This is a genomic window from Achromobacter sp. 413638, assembly GCF_043119405.1.
In the GTDB taxonomy this organism is placed as follows: domain Bacteria; phylum Pseudomonadota; class Gammaproteobacteria; order Burkholderiales; family Burkholderiaceae_B; genus Achromobacter.
Window position 1 is genome coordinate 47,949 of sequence record NZ_JBICCO010000007.1, and the last position, 16,595, is coordinate 64,543.

The 16,595-nt window shown below is 72.3% G+C and carries 5 protein-coding genes; 1 reads left to right on the top strand and 4 read right to left on the bottom strand.

Annotated features, from left to right (window positions below; translation table 11 throughout):
- Window positions 1–405 precede the first annotated feature (405 nt).
- Window positions 406–1,581, top strand: coding sequence for a hypothetical protein (locus tag ACEU5R_RS04885; protein ID WP_392409298.1), 1,176 nt, complete (start codon window positions 406–408; stop codon window positions 1,579–1,581).
- Window positions 1,582–1,665: 84 nt separating this feature from the next.
- Here ACEU5R_RS04885 and ACEU5R_RS04890 read toward each other — a convergent pair whose 3' ends face one another.
- The 4 genes from ACEU5R_RS04890 to ACEU5R_RS04905 form a co-directional block, all read right to left on the bottom strand.
- A complete protein-coding gene (locus tag ACEU5R_RS04890; RefSeq protein WP_392409299.1) occupies window positions 1,666–14,220 on the bottom strand; it encodes a filamentous haemagglutinin family protein in 12,555 nt (4,184 codons plus the stop codon).
- A gap of 211 nt (window positions 14,221–14,431) precedes the next feature.
- Complete coding sequence (locus tag ACEU5R_RS04895) at window positions 14,432–15,382, bottom strand: FecR family protein (protein ID WP_392409300.1); 951 nt, start codon at window positions 15,380–15,382, stop codon at window positions 14,432–14,434.
- A 2-nt stretch (window positions 15,383–15,384) separates the two neighbouring features.
- Window positions 15,385–15,903: an RNA polymerase sigma factor gene (locus tag ACEU5R_RS04900; RefSeq protein ID WP_103274293.1), complete on the bottom strand. Its 519-nt coding sequence runs from the start codon at window positions 15,901–15,903 to the stop codon at window positions 15,385–15,387.
- Between the two features lie 40 nt (window positions 15,904–15,943).
- Entirely contained in the window at window positions 15,944–16,591 is a 648-nt protein-coding gene (locus tag ACEU5R_RS04905; protein WP_392409301.1) for an STN domain-containing protein, read from the bottom strand.
- Window positions 16,592–16,595 lie beyond the last annotated feature (4 nt).

The following is a 16,595-nucleotide window of genomic DNA, read 5'->3' on the forward strand; positions in this document are numbered from 1 at the left end:
CGCGCCTGGAGCTAGGGCCGGGCCTGGTGCCAGTCGCCATCGTTGTTCCTTTCCTGATCTTTAACAGATAAATACAAATGCAAGGCATTCGCATTTGCGACTGAATTGTGTAATAAAGCTTTCATTCCGCGCAAGCGCAAAATCCAATCCGGACTTCCCCGCGTTGCGGCAACGACACAAACCAGCCGCTACAGACCGTCAAATGACACGCGCGCGTCAGGCGCCATGACTACAATCCGCCCCGCTGCGATCGGGGCCCGGCTGCGCGAGGGGGGTATTAACCCTGTATTACCCGCTACTACCGCGCCAGCCCCGGATCTGCAATCATCAACTGTCCCGCCGACCGCCGCGCCACTGGCCGCCGTCGGCGATTCCCGGGTTCAACGCTGCATTCCAGAGCCTCACATGTCTCACGTTCAGCACTCCCCCAGCCGCCCGGACCTGGGCGGCATCCATCTCATTCCCGCGGACGCCGCCCAGACCGACGCGGCCCGCCAGCAACTCCAGGACTTCCTGGCACGCTCCCGCCTGCGGGACATCACGATCTGCACGGACCTGGACGGCGCCGCGCCCGGCTGCCGGGCCAGCCTGGCGCCCGCCTTCGCGGCGCAACACCTGCCCGATCACGACACCACCGGCCTGGCGCAATCGCTGGGCCTGGACAGCGGCGCCGACGAAGGCGCGCTGGAGCGCGAGATCCTGCTGGCCATGCTGGGCAGCCCGGTCCCCTTCCCCTTCCCGTCCGTGCCCGAGCTGGAGTCCGCCGTCCGCATCCGCCGCCGCATCGTCCAGGCCGCGCGCAAGACCGCCCTGGCCTTCGACACCGAGCACGCCGAGCGCCCCGAGGGCTATTGGACCTACGACGAGGAACGCGGCTTCACCATCCTGCCCGGCCGCTCGCTCATCGAAGGCCTGCGCCGCGCCACCCAGCCCGAGGCCTCGGGCCAGCTCTACGCCTTCTCCTGCTACCGCGCGACCGAGTACGTCACGGTGCTGGGCATCGCCCAGGAGCTTGAAGAGGCCAATCCCGCGCTGGCGCGCGACCTGCAGCGCCAGTGGGAAACGCGCGCGGTGATGTCCGGGCGCTTTCACGACACCTTCCTGCACGAATACGGCTCGCTGGCCGAGCCGCTGCCGCAGCGCTTCTACGTGCCGGGCGACCGGCTCTGGTTCCGCAATCCGGATTCCGCGTCGTCCGACGTGGAAGGCTATGAAGGCTCCTGGGTGTTCTACCTGGGCGGCGGCCTGTTCAATAATTTCTGGGAACGCGACCAGCCCTTCACGCTGACCTCAAAGTGCGTGGAGATCCATCACTGGCAGCATGCCTTGCGCGCCGACGCCCGGGGCAAGGGCTATATCGACGAAGACCGCGTCAAGACGCTGGTGCGCCAGACGCTGGCCGATCCCGACGCCACCGCCGCCGTGCTGGCGCGCATGATGCGCATCCGCGATCCGCAGGGCGTGTACGAGGAAGGCGGCTGCATCGACGCCACCCGCGAACGCGTGCGCTGGGTCACGCCCGGACATAGCGATATCTCGCTGCCGGACTTTCCCTCGCCCGCGCCGACCGGTGTGGCCTGAGCGCCAGCGCGCTTCGATGCCCGCTTCAGGAAAAATGGGGCGGCCCTTGCGGACCGCCCCATTTTCCATTCAAGCCAAGCCCGTTCAGCCCCCTTCGGCCATCAGCCTGGCCAGGTTGCGCTGCTCGGTCTCCGTCAGCCGGCCCAGCTCGGCCTGACCCAGGTCCACCTGCCCCAGCACCTGCACCGGCGCGTCCGGCGCATAGCGCGCCGCGTCGGCGCGCGCGGCGCCCGGCAAGGCCGCGCCGGCCGATCCGCCAGCGGGCGCCGGCGTCGCGCCCTCGACGCCATCGTTGCCAAAACCCAGGATCTGCACCGAGATAATGGACGGCTGCGACTGGCGCGCCGCATTGCGCGAGCGGCTCGCCTCGCTCTCGGCCGAGGCCGCCGCCGCGCCCGACGCCGCGCTGGCCGAACTGAGCGCCGAGGTGTTGACCGCCGCCGTCGCCGGCACCCCGCTGCTGTTGCCCTGGGCCTGGATGTTGGCCGCGTTGGCCACATGCAGCGCCGCCACGTTGACGTTGCCCGAGCTGCGCACGCCGGCCTCGCCCGGATCGATCGTGCCCAGCGGCGCGATCAGGTCGACGTCGCCGCGCGGCACTTCCGGAATCGGATTCAGCGTGGCGATGCCCGCGCCCGCCGCCGGCGTCTGCGGCGCCATCACCACATTGCCCAAGGCATCGTAGTCGCGGCGCGGCGGGGTGTAGACCACCGTGGTCTTCGAACCCCGGCCGGCGTTGATGTCGCCCTCGGCCGACCAGGCCAGGATGTCGCCGCCGAAGGTCGTCATCACGCGCGACAATCCCAGCAGCAGGCTGCCCTTGGAATAGGCCTGGATGTCGCCCCGGCCCTGCGTGATCAGGCCCGCGCTGCCCGGCGGCGCCACGCCCTGCACGCCCACCACGATCTGGCCGCCGGGCGCCAGCAGCTGGATCGAGCCGCCGCCGACGCTACGCACGCCGGACGGTCCGAACATAGAGATGCCGCCCTCGCGCGCCGCGCCTTCCGGGAACAGCGCCGCGATGGCCTGGCGGCCGCGCAGGTACGAACCCGGACGCGGCCCTTGCGCGTCGTTGTACTCGCGGCCGCCGGCCCGCAGCTCGGCGAAATACACCGAACGCAGGAAGGCCTGGCGCAGGGCCAGCGGCAGGGTCTCGAAGCGCGCCAGCACGTCCTGGTCGCTGCCGGTGAAACCGTCGCGGGCGCGCAGCCAGTCGGCCAGCTCTCGCTCATAGGTATGCACCACCTTGCCGGGCTGGCTCGTCAGGGTCTGGCCGGCCACGGCGCGATTGGCCGGGTCCAGGTAGCGCTTGCCCAGCGCGTCGTAGTCGGGTCCGGCCGAGCCGGCGCCCGCCGTGATCGCGATATCCGCGCCCGGCCGCTTGTCGCCGCGCAGCGCCGGGCCGACGCTGACGATGCTGGCGCGGTCTTCCTGCACCAGATTGCGCCCGGCCACCACGTCCAGCAGGCCGGGGCCCGCCACCTTGACGTCGGCATACCAGATGTCGCGGCCTGCATGCAGCAGCGAGACATCCGACGGGCCGTTGTGCAGGAACACGCCGCCCAGGCCGGCGATGTCGCGCCCCGCCAGCGCCTGGACCGGCGCCGCCGCGCGCAGCCAGTTGAGGATGCTGCGGTTGGTCTGCGGCAGGTACTGCACGGACATGCCCGAGCTGAGCCCGACCAGGTCGCCCTGCACCGCATAGAAGCGGATCGGTTCCGATCCTTCCGCGCGCGGGGATCGGGCGCCCGGCGTGTCCGGCCCGAAAGCGAACAGCGGATGCGCGTCCTTGGTCGGCGCGACGGGCCCGTCCGCGCGCGGTACCGGCGAACCGTCGATGCTGTTGTTGTGCGATCCGCGCTGCAGGCCGCCCGCCAGGTCATAACCGGCATAGGCCGGCATGAACGGCGTGGGCAGCGGCGTGTCCGAACCGGACATGCTGACCGGCGTGCCGCCGCCATAGATGGACTGCTGCGCCAGGAAGCTCAGCTCGCCGCTGGCCGAGGGCGCCAGCAGCAGGCCGCCGGCGGGCGTGCTGCCGGGCGAACCGCTCTTGGCGGAACGGCCGTAGTAGATATTGCCGGAGGCCGCCGTCACGCGCAGGATCGATGGATACACGGTCACGTCGTCCCCCCGGATCACGGCAGCCGAGCCGGCGGCCTCGTGGCTCAGCGAGGTATCCGGCGTGACATTGCCGCCCGCGCTCAACAGATTGATGGCGGTGGCCGGCGTCCACAAAGAGAACCAGCTCTGGCCGCCGCCCACGGACAGGCCATTGCCCGGCGTCTGGATGGAGGTATTCAGGACGCGCACGCGGCCGGCATCGGACACGCCGGACAGCACCAAGTCGCCCAGGGTCTCCAGATAGACGGCGGAGTCGCCCGGCACCAGCGTGATGCCGCCGCTGGCGCTCGACAGCGTCGGCACGAAGGGATTGATTGGCCTCGGATCCATGGCGTCGCCCGTCAGGCCGGGCTGCGCGACGGCGTCCCGGCGGAACAGCTGGCGCGAGCCGCCGATGGCGCGTGCCTCGATCTGGATGGCGCCGCGCAGGTTGGTCACCATGCCGTCCAGGTCGGGCTTCTGGCGATTGGTCCGGTACTGCGTGGCGTACTGCGAGGCGTCCAGGTCCGGGTTCAGGGCGCCGCCCAGCCGCAGCCTCAAATCGCCGCCTCCGGTCAGCACCAGGCTGCCGTCGGGCGCGACGCGGCCGGTGCCGCCCACGGCCGCGACCAGGGCGCGGCTGCGCGGTTCCGGCGCGCCATAGTCGCCCAGGCCGCGCGCCGCCACGATGCCGGCGTCGCCGCCCGCGGCGATGCTGAGGTTGCCGCCGCCCAGCGTGCCAAAGCCGGTGAAGCCGACGATGTACGGATGGCTGCTGGCCCACATATTGGTGGCCATGGGCACGGCATAGGCGCCGAAGTTGATCCACCACGAGGCCGGCAAGGCGTCGGACCCCTGGCGCCACAGCCAGTTGCCGACGCTGGCGCTGGGCGTCTGCGGGCGGTTGGGCGGCGCGAATTCCGTCCAGGCGTCGCCGGACACGGAGCCACCCACGACGATGTCCACGTTGCCGCCGCGCTCGGGATACCAGGCCTGGTACGCGCCGTTGGCCGCGCTGTAGTCGTCCTGCTGCGGGCCCAGCAGCGAGGCCTGCCCGGGGCCCCCGGCCGGATCGAAGATGTGCTTGCCGCGCGGCTGCGCATACGGATCGCTGCCGTCGGCGCGGCGCAACGCCGTCGATGGCGTGCCCGCCGTATAGAAGCCATAGGGCGTGTCCATGCGCAGATCGCCGGCCGCCGCCGCGCCCAGGTCGCCGGCGCCGGTGCGCACCACGCTGAACATGGGCGCCAGCAGCTCGGCCGACGCGATGTCGCGGATCGGCAGGATCTCGACGTTGCAGACGCCCGGGATCATGTCGCAGAAGACAACCAGTTCTTCCTGCACCGGCGTATCCACTTCCGTGCCGAACATGTCGGAGCCGGCTTGCGTCCAGGTGCGCTTGATGCGCTTGGGATCGGTCACGCAAAGCCCGGGGAAGAGGTCGCAATCGCTGACCCAGTCCGGATCCACCGGCTCGCCCACGGGGTAACCGAGATCGTTGGGCGCGTACACCATTCCAACGCCGCCCGGCACGATCTTCATGCGAGTCGAGGCGTGAGAGTCGGCCAGCACCAGCGACCCGCGCGACGCCGGATCGACGGCGCGCGGATCGGCCGAACCCAGGTCGGCGCCTGCCGTCAGCTGCAGGCTCCAGCTGGTGGCGCCCTGCGGCAGCATCGGCGCCAGCGCCCAGTTGGCGCCCTGGAACTCGCCGGTCTTCGGCCGCAGGTTGACCGGCTTGTCGTCGGGCAGCTCGATCTTGGTCATGGCCGGAATCAAGGCGCCGCGCGCCAGCGCCAGCACGCCGCTGGCCGTCATCGGCGCGGGCAAGGCCACGCCCTTGGGCCAGGTCAGCGCCGCCGCCAGCGTCTCGGCGCGCAGCACCGTGCCGGCGCCCAGCTTCATGCCCGGCGCGAGCGTCACGTCGGCCGTCGGCACCGTGCCGGCGCGCCAGGCCACCGAGCCGTCGCCGTGGTACACGTCCGCGCCCAGCACCACGCCCGCCGGCAGCACGTAGTTGCCGGCCAGTTCCACCACCACCGGCAAGGCGATGCCCTTGGGCAAGGTGACGCCCTCGGTCGGCAGGTCGTAGTTCAGCACGGCGCCCTTGGGGAACACGGTGCCCTTGTCCAGCGACACGCCGTCGATGGGAATCACGATATCGCCGCCGAACGGCGTGTTGCCGCTGTTCTGCGCATTGCGCCACTCGAACAGGTACCAGCCTTGATCGTCGGGCGTGGCCGGCGGCGGGGCGAAGCCGTCGTTGATGCTGCCGTGGATGGTCAGGTCGCCGGCCGCGCGGATGTTCAGCACGCCCGGCTCGCCGAAGCCGCGCCGCGCGGGATCGTTGCGGTCCGAGCCCGGGCCGTAGCGCAGGCCCGACAGGTCCAGGTCGCCCACCACCGTCAGGTTGCCGGCGGGATTGATCAGCGGATCGCTGACGATGTCCACGCCCGGACGCAGGCGGTAGCCGTCCAGCCCCGCGAGCCGCGCGCGCAGCGCGCCGTTGCCCAGCGCCGCGTTGACGAAATCCTGGCTGTCGCGGTCGATGCGGATCAGCATGTCCTGCGTGATCAGCTGGGGCCTGCTGCCGGACACGTCCGGCGCGCTCGCCAATTCTGCGTCGGCATACTCGCGGAACGCGTTCACCGCGATGAGGGACGCGCCCCGCACCTGCGGCCGGCCCTGCACCAGGATCGCCACATCATCGGCGCCCGCGCCGTCGCCGCGCGTGCCTGCGCCGCCCAAGCGGCGCGCGTTCAGGTCCAGCGTGCCGCGCGCGCGGCCGTCGTTGCCGGCGGCCTCGGTGCCGGCGCGCAGGTCGATGCTGGCCGACGGACCCAGCGTCAGCGTGCCCAGGCTCGACGTCAGCGAGACCTGCGCGCGGTTGGGGCTGTCGATGATCTGGCCATGGCTGTCGCGACGCAGGCCCGCGCCATGCGCGTCCAGCGTGCCCAGCAGATTCAGGTCGCCCCTGGCCGCCAGGCGGATGATGCCGGGCTGGAAGCCGCTGGCGTCGATGCGGCCGGCCACGGTCAGGCTGCCGCCGTCCACCGTGATGCTGACCTGGCGCGCGCGCACTTCGTCGCCCAAGATCAGATCGCCCTGCTTGATCTGGAAACGGCGCGCGCCATGAACCTGGCCCGCGTTCAGGCGCGTGTTCAGTCCGGCGAAGTCGGCCAGCGTCCGTGCCCGCAGCGTGATCTCGGCGGCGTCATACGGCACGCGCGTGCCGCCTGCGTCGTACAGGCCGGACGCGCCGCCCAGAATGGAACCGCGCAGGTCGATCCGGCCGGCGCCGGCGCCAAGCGCCGTCGCGGCCAGCGTGCCGCCGCGCTGCTTGCGCGCCGACAGGTCGATGACCGAGCCGGCCTCCTGCTCGATATTGCCCGCCGCGCTATCCAGCGTCAGGTCGCCGCCCCAGGTGTAGCGCGCCTGGTCGTAGAACAGCACTTCGCGGCCAGCCAGGTCCAGGCGCGATTGCGCGCCCAGGCGCAGGTCGCGCTCGGCCTTGATCTTCAGCTTGCCCGAGGCCAGCGCGATCGCGCCGTCCAGGTCCACCGAACCGCCCGCCAGCGTCAGCTGCGCGCCCAGCGCGCCGGCTTGCCCGGGCAGCGCCGCCGCGCCCTGCGGCCGGCGCAGCGTAAGGCTGCCGCCCGCCGTGAAGGCCATGGACGCGCTCGCCTCGCCCGTCAGCAGCGGCGTCACGATGTTCAGGTCGCCGCCGCTGTAGGCATACCCCTTGCCCGCCTGGTACGCGCCCTGGCGGTGATAGGCCTTGAGCGTGCCCTGACCATTGGCGGTCACGCGCTCGCCGGCCAGCAGGTCGACGCCGGCGAAGCCCAGCGCCAGGCGTTGGGCCGACAGCCAGTTCACGGGCTGGGTGTCCGGGCCGTAGCCGAACACGATGCGCTCGGCGGCCAATCGCAGCCGGCCGTCGCCCAGCCGGTCCGCGATGGCCGCTCCCGGTATCGCGGGATCGTACTGGCCCGAAAGATCGGAGGGACGCGCGGACACGCCGGTCCACACCAGTTCGCGCGAGCGGATCGTCGCGGTGTCGGCGGCGCCGCCATAACCGTAGATGGCCGGCGCGCCCAGCACCAGCCGGCCCACGCCCTTGCCCTGCGTGGCGTCCAGCGTCACCGAGCCAAACACATTGACCGAATCGCGCGCGTTCAGGATCAGGGTTTCGACGGCGGGAATGCCGGGGCCGGCATTGCCCTTGAGCAGCCTGTCGAGCACGCGCTGGTTCAGCATCAGCCCGTTCGGCAAGGCGCCGGCGGCCGCCGCCCGCGCCAGCGCGGCCTCGTCGCCCAGGTTCAGCGTGGACATCGCCAGCAGCAGGTTGCGCGCGCCATAGCGCGCATTGTCGGCCAGCGTGAAGGCGCGGTCGGTGGCGACCAGCAGGGTGCCTTCAGCGGCCAGCGTGGTGGCCGCGCCCGTGCAGGCGCCGGCGCAGGCCCCGATATTGATGTAGCCCGGCCCCTGCGCCATCTCCGGCGTGGCCGGCAGCAGGTTGATCGTGCCGTTGCTCAGGCCCAGCACGCCGGTCCTGCCGGCGGCGTACACCAAGCCCGTGCTGGAATCGTAGGCCGGCTTGCCACGGCCGATGGTCGAGATGGCGACGCCCTCTTCCACCGTGATGCCGCCCCAGGTGGCGCCGCTGATCAGGAACACCTCGGCGGCGCTGAGCGCGGCCCCCGCGCGCACGGTCACGTTGTTGGTGCTGGACACGAAGGTCGCGTAGTTGTCGCCCGGCTTCAGATCCAGCCGGCCGCCGATCATCATGCGTACCGGGTTGAAACGGTTCAGGGCGGACGCGGACAGCGACGCGCCGTTGAAGCCCGCCGTCCGACCCGCGCCATCGGCCAGCAGTTCCACGTCGTTGGCCAGGACCTCCAGCGTACCGTCCACCCCGCCCTTGGCGGCCGCGAAACGCGCCACGCCGTCGAAGCCGAGCATGGGCTTGCCTTCCTGCGGCAGGACGCGCTCGTAGTTCAGACGCAGGGTGCGGGCGTCGGCCGTGATCTGGCCGCGCAGGCCGCCCTTGCGCGCCGCGTCCGCCGCCACGAAGGCGTCATGGCTCATCTCGTTGTAATTCGAATGCGAGCGCACCCGTTCTCCCGGCGTCAGCAGCAGCTGGCGCGGCAACGCGGCGCGCAGGCCGGTGTTGGACACGCCCAGGTAGCCCGACGCCACCAGCGAGCCCTGCGGCGTCGGCGCCGCGCCAGGCTGCAAGGTCTCCGGGCCCAGCTCGACGCGGTAGGCGCCCGGCATCAGCGCATAGGCCGCCGGCATCAGCGTGTAGACGCCGGCCTTCAACCCGCCCGCGTCCTGCGTCAACGTCAGCGTCTGGCCCACGACGGGTTCGCTGCCCGCCGTGTCGGGCGCGACCGGCGCGTAGCCGCCGGCATGGCCCGGCACGATGGCGTAGATCGCATTGCCGGCCGCGCTATTGGCGAATGTCGGATTGGCGTTGACCAGCGGTGTGCGCAGAATGTCCACCGAACCGCCGCGCCCGGCCACGAAGGCGGCGCCGCGCAGCTCGCCGCCGCCGCTCAGGTCCAGCACCGCGCCCTGGCGGCCCGTCAGCGTATGGCCGGAGAACGCAATGCCGCCGGCATTCTGCTCGCGCGGTTTCAGCGGCGCGCCGGCATAGGTGTACGTCAGGCCATCCGCCGTGCCGCCATAAGGCACCATGACGCCGGCGCCGCTGACAGAAGTCAGGCTGCCGGGCATCAGCTCGACCGAGCGCGCGCGCCAGCTGTCGCTGCCACGGGCATCCTGGCCCAGGCTGATCGAGCCCATGGGCGCGCGCACGGTGCCCGCCTGGATCACCGTGTCCGCGCCCAGGCTCAGCGAGCCGAACACCGACAGCGGCGGCGCCACCGACTCCGTGCCGGGCTGGCGCAGGATTTCCAGGCGGCGGCCGGTCTCATAGCCGCCCCAGATGGTCGCGCTGGCGCCGGTGGCCGGATAGAGCTGCGCGCTGGTGATGCGCAGGTCCCCGTTGGTGCCCAACTCGGTGGTGGCGTCGCCGGACAGGCCACGGCCGGCCTGTCCGCCCAGCAGGCGCACGTCGCCACGGCTGTTGAGGCTGACCTGATCGAAGCCGCGCCGATCCACTGTCACCGGCGCGCCGGCCAGCAACGGCACCGCGCCGCGCGCGCCGAAGCCGACCCGGTCGCGGATATCGATCAGGTCCGCGTCGGCCGTGAAGCTGCCCACGCCGGGCCGCGCGGACGCGCCGTCGCGCCACGTCACCGTCGGCGTGACGCCGTCGCCCCGCACACGCGCCGCGCCGGCCAGGCGCAGGTATGGCGCGGACAGGCTGACGGCCGTGCCGGCCGCCGCGCGGTCGGTCACGGAATAGCTGCCGGCATAGAAGCGCAGGCTTTGCGAGGCCGCCAGGGCCACGTCACCGTCAAAGCTGAGAATTCCGTTGACCAGCAGCGACAGATTGCCGAAGCCGCCGGCCTCGAACTGCCGCGCCGACAGGCGCGCCGCGCCATGATGCAAGGCTGGATCGAGTTGGCCCGGCTTGAGATCCGAGGCCAGGCCGCTGGCCTGCGTGCCCTGCGACAGGATCAGTTCGCGCGGCCGGCGCACGCCGTCCTCGGCGTTGACCGACAGCGGGAACGTGGGCGTTTCCAGCGCCAGCGCCAGCGTGCCGCCGGCCGCGCCCGCGCCGCCCGCCCGGGCGCGCATGTCGCCATCCAGGAACAGGCCATAGCTGGACTTCAGCACGATCCGGCCGCCGTCGCCGGCCAGGTCCAGCGTCCCCGGGCGGCCGCCGCGCGGCGCGTCGATGGCCAGGCGCGAGCCCGAGGCGTCCAGCACGGCGCCCGGGCGCACCACGATGGCGATATCACGGGCGCTATCGGCGATGCCGGTCGCGTCCCAGTCCAGCGCGCCGCCCAGCAGGATGCTGCCGCCCGCCTGCGCCTGGCCGTAGCGTCGACCGTCGATGTCCACGCCGCCGGCGGCGCGGCCGGCGACGTCCAGCGTCGCCGCGCCACCGATCCAGATGGCGCGGTTGTGCTGCTTGGTGGCGGGGTTGTCGCGCACGTCGGAGGCCGGCGCGACGATATCCGCCTCGATGCGACCGCCGGGCGCGCGCAGCGTGCCGTCCACGGTGATGCGGCTGTTGCCGCCGCCCAGCAGGCGGATCGCGCGGCCCGGATCGACCGACACCAGCGCGCCCGCGCCGATATCGATGTTCGCGCCATCCTCGATGCGCTGCGAGCGCAGCGTCAGGTCCGCGCCGGCGCGCTGCGTCAGCGCGCCCTTGAGCGGGTTCTCCTGGTACACCGGCGCCAGCAGCAGCGCCGGCGCCGGCCGCTGGCCCGTGGCCTCGTTGCCCGGCTCGTATCGGTACACCGGCATCGCCACGTCCAGCGTCGCGCCCTCGGCCACGCGCAGGCCGCCACGGCCGTTGATGTCGTATTTCGCGAAGCCCGCGCGCAGCAGCGACGGATCCAGCAGCAAGGGCTGGGGCTGCGCCGCGCCAGTCGGGGTGTTGGCTTGCCTGTTGGCCAGCGCATCGACTCCGCCGATCACCACCTTCCCATCCGTCTCCAGCATCAGCGTGCCGCCGCCGGCCATGCCGTAGCCGCGCAGCTGCCCCGCCAGCGCCAGCGCGCCCTTGGCGCCTTCCACTTCCGGCGCGCCCGCGCGCAGCGTGACGTCGCCGCCCTTGCCCGCGCGCGTCTCGCCCTTGTGCAGCACCGCGCCGCCCGAGGACACATCGATCAGCGAGCCCGCCGCCACCGCGATGCCATGCGGCGAGTCCAGCGTCACGCGGCCGCCGTCGAGCCGGCCCAGCCACGGCGAGGCCACGCCCTTGCCTTGCAGGTCCGCCCAGCGGCCGCTCACGTCCAGCGCCGCGCCCTCGCGTAGCCCGATGGCCGGCGCCTCGCCCGCCTTGGACAGCGCGCGCGCCTTGACGCTCGCGTCTGGCGACACGAAGGTGTTGCTCAGCGTGATGGCCCCGCCCCGCGCCGTGATGCCAGCCTGTGCATCGATCCGGCCCGCCGTCAGCGCCGCCTGTCCGCCGTCGGCCAGCGCCACCGCCTGGGCCACCGTCAGCGCGCCGCCGGTCGCCAGATCCAGTACGCCCAGACCCATGTCGGACAGCCGCGCGCTGTCCAGCCACAGCGTGCCGACGCGCTCGGCCGCCAGCGCGTCGCCCGCCGCCATCGCCAAGGTGATATCGGCGTAGCGGCCGAGCCTGACGTCGGTATTGAAGACGTTGACCCGGCCCAGCGCGCCGTAGTTGCCCAGCGCCAGCCCGCCGGCGCGCGCCACCGCCAACTGGCTCTGGCCGTAGCCGTCGGTCCCGGCCGCCCGCGCCTGTGTCTGGCGCGCGCCGTCATACACCGTGGCGACGATCTCGCTTTCCACCACGGCGGTGGGCGCCGACAGCACCAGCCGACCCGCGTCCCGGCCCACCGTGTAGCCGGCCTCGCGCCGCGTGCTTGGCGCCAGCACCGGGTTCAGGAAACGCCGCGTGGCCTTCTCGCCCCAGCGGCCGTGCAGGTCCTCGTAGCCCCGGTACAGGCCGGCGTAGACCCGGTCCGCCGGCGCGCTGGAGGCTTCGTACAAACGTCCGTCCGCGCCGCGCAGCCAGCTCAGGTTGATCACGCCCTCGGCCACGTCCAGCGTGCCGCCGGCCAGGTTCATCCGCGAGCCCGCCTGCGCCACCACTTCCTTGCCGCCCAGCGTCACCGTGCCGCCCTGCGCCGCCCATTCCCCGATGCCGTGGCCCAGGTTGGCCAGGTAGCCGCCCACCTCCAGCAGGCCGCCGGCCGTGTACCAGCGCTCGCCCTCGTAGCCGCCCACGCCCGCCGCCACCGGGATCAGGCTGCGCCGGTCCACCCACAGCTCGCCGTTGAACAGCTTGGCCGCGTCGCGGTTGTTGGGCGCGTCGCGCAGCTCGTTGCCCTGCACGTTGATCTTGACGCTGTTGGACGCCATCGCGATCCGCACGCCCACCGCGCCGGCCACGTCCAGCTCGGCGCCCTGTGCCACGAAGCTGCGCCGCGCCGCCGTGGCCGCGATCTGCCCGCCCGTGGCCAGCGCCAGCGAGCCGCCCTGGAACTGGATGTCGCCGCCGCTGACGATCTCGATGCGCGACTGGTCGCGCCGGTCCGACAGGCGTGACAGGTTGTCGAACGCGCCCGGCGCCTGCCGATGGCGCAACAGGTCCTGCTCGGCCGATTCCTTGATCAGCGCATTGCGCTGGCTGTCCAGCGCCGTGCTGCCGTCGTCGTCGATCAGCACCGCCGTGACCGATTCCGGCGCCAGCACGATGCTGCCCTTGGCGTCGGCGGCCGAATTCAGCAGGTGGATGGTGCCGCGCGTGCGCGTGGTGGTCGTGGCCAGCGCCACGCCTTCCTGGCGCACCTGGCGTCCGGCCAGCGTCACGTCGCCCTCGGCCGCCACGATCAGGCCGGTGTTGCGCGCCAGGCCGCCGTCCTGATTCGCCGCCAGGCGCGGCGCGATCTCGTTGCCACGCGTGGTCGACAGGGTGTTCTCGCTGGTGCCCACGCCGCGCCGGATGATGAAGCTGTCGCCGGCGGCAAGCTGCGCCTGCCCGCGCGGCGTGCTGATCGCGCCGGCGTTGTGTACCTCGCTGCCCAGCAGCAGTACGTAGCCGCCGCCCTGCGTCACGCTGCCCGGCGCATGCGTGTCGATGCGCGCGCCCGGCCTGACCTCGACCTTGCCCAGCGCGTCGGTGAAGCTGGGTTCCGTGCCTTGCGCGCCATACAGCCCGCGCTCGCGGAACTGCTCGTCGCTGATCCTGCCGGCCGCGGCCACCAGGTTGCGCACGTTGACCTGGCTGGCGCCGTCGAACACCACTCCATTGCGGTTGACGATCAGCACCGTGCCCGGCGCCTTGATCTGCCCCTGGATCTGGCTGGGACGGCCGGCCGGGTCATTGACCCGGTTCAGCACCGCCCACTCGGCCTGCTGGCGGAAGTCCACCGTGGTGTCGCGGCCGACGTTGAAGGTCTGCCAGTTGAGGATGGCGCGGTCGGCGGTCTGGTTGACGGTGACCGTCGTGCGGCCGTTCTCGGTGCTGGACCGGGGCGCCTCGGCATGGGTCCAGCCGCGCGTGAGCGCCTGCGTGTCGACCTGCAGCCCGCCGGCGACCAGGCCGTCCGGCACGCCCGAGGCGGCATTGCCCGCGGCCTGGCGCGCGGCGGCCTGCGCCGCCTGCTGCGCGGCGATGGCCGCCGCCGTGCGGTTCAGGTTGCTGAGCGACTGCTGCAATTGCTGGCGCGACTGCGTCTGCTGACGCGCCGCCGTCGGAATGCCCGCCACGCTGCCGTCGGGCAACCGGCCGCTGGCCTGCGTCTGCGCCTGCGCCGCGCCCTTGGCGGCGAACCAGCCGGGGCTGAAGGCCGCCGGCGCGGCCTGGACGCCGCCGGCCGCCAGCATCAGCGCAAGCGCCTGCGCCAGCGGCGCCAGCGGCACGGCCGATTGCCTGAGGCCCGCATTCAAAGTAATCCTGCCTTGCCCGCGCTTGCTCATTGCCACCCATCTCCAAAGAACGCCGCATGCGGATCTGGGCCGCGCATGCTGCGATTGCGAGCGCCGGCGTCCCATGCCAGCGCCCTCCTTGTCTACCTAGACGGATCGACGCGGGAAAAGCAGACGGTTTTTTTGTGTGGTCGGACCGCATTAAAAAAAAGCGCCCCCGAAGGGGCAGCCGGTACACGCCTGCCGTCGCGGCATGCGCACATCAACCCAGCAGCAGCACGCCGCCAGGCAAGGCGGTGGCGTCGAGCTGGAAGTTCTCGCGAATCTGCGCGATGGCCGTGTCCAGCCGCGCCAGCTCCACCCGCACGCTGACGGGCCTGGCGGCCAGCGATTGCGCCATCAGGATGACGCGGCCGGAGCGGTAGCGGTTGATCTCGTCCAGCACCTCGGCCAAGGGCGCCTGCCGGAAGCGCAGGAAGCCATCGCGCCAGGCCGGCAGATCGTCGGCATCCAGCGCGCGCGCGGGCTGCAGGCCCGCCGCGTCATAGACCAGCTGCTGCGCCGCCGCCAGGGTCGCGCCGCCGCTCGCCAGCGCCACCTCGACCGCGCCGGACAGGCAGGTCACGCAGACGCTGCCGTCGGTGTGCCGCAGTTCGAAAACCGCGTCCCGCGCCATGACGCGGCCGCCGGCCGCGCTGACGGTGAACGGACTGCTCGCGCCGGCCAGCGAGATCGCGGCCTCGCCGCTGATCAGCTCGACGCCGGCGGCGCGCAGCGCGACGCTGGTGCGCGTGTTCAGATCCAGCACGGCGGCCCCCGGCAATACGACGCGGCGCTGCTCGCCCTTGGCGGTGCGATAGTCGGCGCCCAATTCGCGCCAGGACGGCCACAGGCCGAATGGCGGCGCAACCACGGCCACGCCCGCCGCCGTCGCGGCGCACGCCAGGCCCGCGCCGAGAAAGGCGCGACGCGCCGGACGCGACAGACGCCGCTCGCGGCCACGCGCCTCGCTCAGCGCCGCCGCCGGCGCCATGCCCTGCCACAGCCGATGCGCCTCGGCGAAGGCCGCGCCATGCCTGGGATCCGCCTGGCACCACTGACGCAAGGCATCGGCCTGCGCCGCCGTCATCTGCCGCAGCGCGACGCGCTGCACCCACTCCCGCGCGATGCGATCGATCTCCGAGCCCGGCCGGGCGCCAAACAGGTCGCGCATGCTCAACGCCCCATCCGCGCCGCGCAGAAATCGTGCGCCGCCTTCAGTTCGCGGCTGACCACGCGCGGCGAAATACCGAAATGCCGGGCCGCGTCCTGCAGTGGCATCTCGTGCACGCGCACGGCGATCAGGATCTCGCGCCGCCGCGCGGGCATGGCGTCGATCACGCTGGACAGGGCCTCCAGCTCGGCCCGCCCCATCGCCTGGCGCGCCGGACCGGGATTCTGGTCCACCAGTTCGTCGACCAGCAGATCCAGTTCCGTGCCGCTCAGATGGCGGTGCTCCGAACGGATACGGTCCACGGCGGCGTTCGACGCCATCCGCATGACATAGGCCAGCGGCGTCTTCACCGCCTGCGTCTGCGTCCCGTCGGGCTGCGACTGTTCAAGACGCAGCCAGGTATCGTGCAGCGCCTCGCCCGCCAGATCGGCCGAGCCGAGCCGGTGCGTGAGGCGGCGCTTGAGGTCGTCATAGCGCTGCACGATCAGGTCGCGCAACGCGGAGAATCCGGGAGCGCTCATCCGCGCTCCGTGCAGGGTGCAAGGAATGCAAGCGAGCAAGCTAGGGCGCGCTGGCGCAGTCCGCCGGCTTGCGGCTCTCGCGCGGCAACACCAGCACCACGTAGGCCTTGCCCGGATCGCCGGACGGCTCGCCCACCGGCAAGCCCTGCAAGGCCGCGCGTATCGCCGCGTCGCGCGCCGCGCTGCCCGTGGAATCCAGCAGGCGCACCGAACCGATCTGCCCTTGCCGGTCGACCCGCAGCGCCAGCGCCGCGCGGTAGACGCCCGGCGCGCTGGCCGGCTGCCGGCACAGGGCGTCCAGCACGCGCTGCTGCAACTGCGCCTCGAAGGCCCGGCGATGCCGCGCCTGCGCCGACACCGCGCCGCCGGACTGCGCGCTGGGCGTGGGCCGCAGCACGAAAGCCTTGTCGCCGACCGCCTGCGCGATCAGGCCCGTGCCCTCCAGCAACAGACGCAGCGCCGCGTCCGGCGCATAGTGTCCGCGCAGCGCCGACGACCGGCGTCCAGCGGACAGGTCCGATCCATACAGCACCGAAATGCCCGTCGCGGTGTCGAAAGCTTCCAGCGCCGCGCGCAGATCCTGGGCGGGAATGTCGAACCCCTGCCGCGCATCCGAGGGCGCGACGGCCCGTGCCGCCGACGGCGCCGCCAGCGCGCCAGTCAGCGCCAACGGCAAGGCCAGCGCCATTGCC